The sequence below is a fragment of the Lactiplantibacillus garii genome (assembly GCF_003885105.1).
GTDB classification, from domain to species: Bacteria; Bacillota; Bacilli; order Lactobacillales; family Lactobacillaceae; genus Lactiplantibacillus; species Lactiplantibacillus garii.
This window is the reverse complement of the sequence record NZ_QWZQ01000095.1, coordinates 1-2,610: the sequence shown is the minus strand read 5'-3', so window position 1 is coordinate 2,610 and position 2,610 is coordinate 1. Positions and strand designations below refer to the sequence as shown.

General features: G+C 41.7%; 2 protein-coding genes. Both read left to right on the top strand.

Translation table 11 applies throughout. From position 1 onward, the window contains the following. On the top strand, window positions 1-1,315 hold a 1,315-nt coding region (locus D1831_RS14100), incomplete at its 5' end, for a PTS sugar transporter subunit IIC (protein ID WP_318531887.1). A 259-nt stretch (window positions 1,316-1,574) separates the two neighbouring features. Further along, window positions 1,575-2,606: an aldose epimerase family protein gene (locus D1831_RS14095; protein ID WP_125073437.1), complete on the top strand. Its 1,032-nt coding sequence runs from the start codon at window positions 1,575-1,577 to the stop codon at window positions 2,604-2,606. The last annotated feature ends 4 nt before the right edge of the window (window positions 2,607-2,610 follow it).

Genomic DNA, 2,610 nt, shown 5'->3' with positions numbered 1-2,610 from the left:
TTATCATAGAAAGGGATTTTTAATCATGAAAGCCATTGGAAATTGGTTTCAAAATGTTTTTAGTCCTGCATTGTCAAAGTTTAGCAATATGAAGTACATGCTGGCTTTGCGTGATGGGATGATCATCACTGTACCGTTTACTATTTTTGGTAGTATTTTTGAAATTTTAGCTAATTTACCAATTAGTGGTTATTCTGAATGGATTAAACCATATCAGGCTCAATTAAATTCAGCTGTATCAATTACGTTTGGTATTATTTCAGTAATTGTTGCAATTGGTATGAGCCATGAAATGGCTAAGCTTAATAAAATTGATACGTTAACTGGTACAGCAATTGGGGTTTCTGCTTTCTTACTGTGTATGCTAAATTCAAAATTGGCAATTGACCCCGCAACTCTAGGATCAGATGGGATGTTTACGGCTATTGTTGTTTCAATCGTTTCTAGTGAAATTGTGGCTTTCTTTATTCATCGTCATATTGTTATTACGTTACCAGATTCAGTTCCACCGGCTGTAGCAGGGTCGTTTGTAGCGTTAATTCCAGCCTGTGCATCATTAGGATTTTTCTGGATTATTCGAGTGCTATTCAATATTAAAATTAATGCAATTATTACGGCCATTTTCTCACCACTGGTCGTCGGATTAAATAGTTTCTGGGGTTTCGAGTTAGTCCTTTTCCTAACTTTAATTCTTTGGACTGTTGGGATTCACGGAAATAACGTGGTTGGTGCCGTTGCAAACCCGATTTATGGTTACTTCTTAATGTCCAACATTGATCGTGCTTCTAAGGGGTTGGCACCAACCCATATCACTGCTGATGGTTTCTTAGATTTTGGGATGAATATAGGTGGTACTGGAGCAATTCTGGCATTAGTTATCTGCTGTCTATTATTTGCAAAGAGCAAACAATACAAACAGTTGGCACGTTTGGGTGCAGTTCCTTCTGTATTTGAAATTAGTGAACCAATAATGTTCGGGTTACCAGTCGTTTTGAACCCAGTTTTAAGTATTCCATTTGTTTTAATTCCGATGGTTTTACAAGGAATTACTTATTTCTTAATGAAAGCACACATTATTGGGATGGTAATTGCACAGGTTCCATGGACGACGCCAATTTTTGTTAATGGATATTTAATTACTGGTGGTGATTGGCGTGCTCCTGTATGGCAACTAGTTGAACTTGTTATTGCCATCGTTGTGTACTTACCGTTTTTCAAGATTATTGACCGGCAGGCATATAAACGTGAAGCTGAAGCTGACCAACAAAAACAAGCTGATGTTGAGACAGTTGATGGTGTAGCTCAAAATGCATAGTCAATTGAAGTTATATGGTTTTTGATGTCGATTAAAACTAACAAATAAAGTTAAATTCCCTAGAATACTAAATAATTGATAATAAATGATTAGATGCTAAACATTAAGAATCATAAAAACAATTTACTTCTATAAAGCCTGTAACAGTGGTGTATTGAGCCACGAAATGTTACGGGTTTTATTGTTTTTAGTAAAACTTTGCCACTTTACGTTATAATAATGTTTGAAAGCGTTTTATATCACTTGGAGGTGTCAAAATTTGAAAATTAAACAGGAAGTTTTTGGTGAGTTAAACGGCGAAAAGGTTATCCGGTACGTGCTGACTAATTCGCACCAGACGCGGATTGCGGTGCTGAGTCTGGGTGGAACTTTGCAGGAATTTGTGGTGGTTGAAAATGGGCAGGAACGGCCCCTAACGATTGGGTTAAAAACCTTGGATGATTATTTACACAACGTTTTTAACATTAGTCAGTCGGTGGGACGGGTCGCCGGCCGGATCGGTGGGGCTCAGTTTAAGCTTGACGGTCAGACCTACCACGTTGATATGAACGAACAGACCCACTCGTTACACGGTGGGTTCCACGGTTTTACTAAGATCAACTACGCCGGTCAAACGGACCAAACGGCCGATACGGCCAGCGTGACATTGACGCACCACGTAAAGTCTACGGACGATAATTACCCGGGAAATTTAGCCCTGAAAATTAAGTTTACCTTGGACGAAGCAAACCAGGTTAGTTTGGAATACGGGGCACAGACCGATGCGCCGACCCTCTTTAACCCCACTAACCACGTTTATTGGAACGTGACGGACGGTCAAACGAGTATTGACCACCAGTGGCTGCAAATTAATAGTGATCAGCGGGTTGAAACGGCCGCGGAAAAGTTGCCGACCGGGAAATTGTTACCAGTTGCCGGAACGGCGTATGATTTTCAGCAGCCCCGTGGTCTTAAACCGGCCTTAGCCGCTTTAGCTGCGGAAAACGGCAAGGTTGAATTTGATGATGCTTACCAAGTGACACCGAGTTTTACGGCTCCGGTGGCAGCGGTCGGGGACGCGGCCGGTCAACGCCGGGTCGATATTTATTCGGATCGTAACGGCCTGGTAATTTTTACCGCCGATCCGGTCAATGGTAAAAATCAGGACGCCCACCGTTATAATTCGTTAGCAACCGAAGCGCAAACGTTACCGGATGCCATTAATCACCCGGGGTTTGGCGACATTACGTTGCGACCGGGCCACCCGGTGACGCGCCACATCATGTTTGCTTACCATTACCTAGGAGAATAAAAAG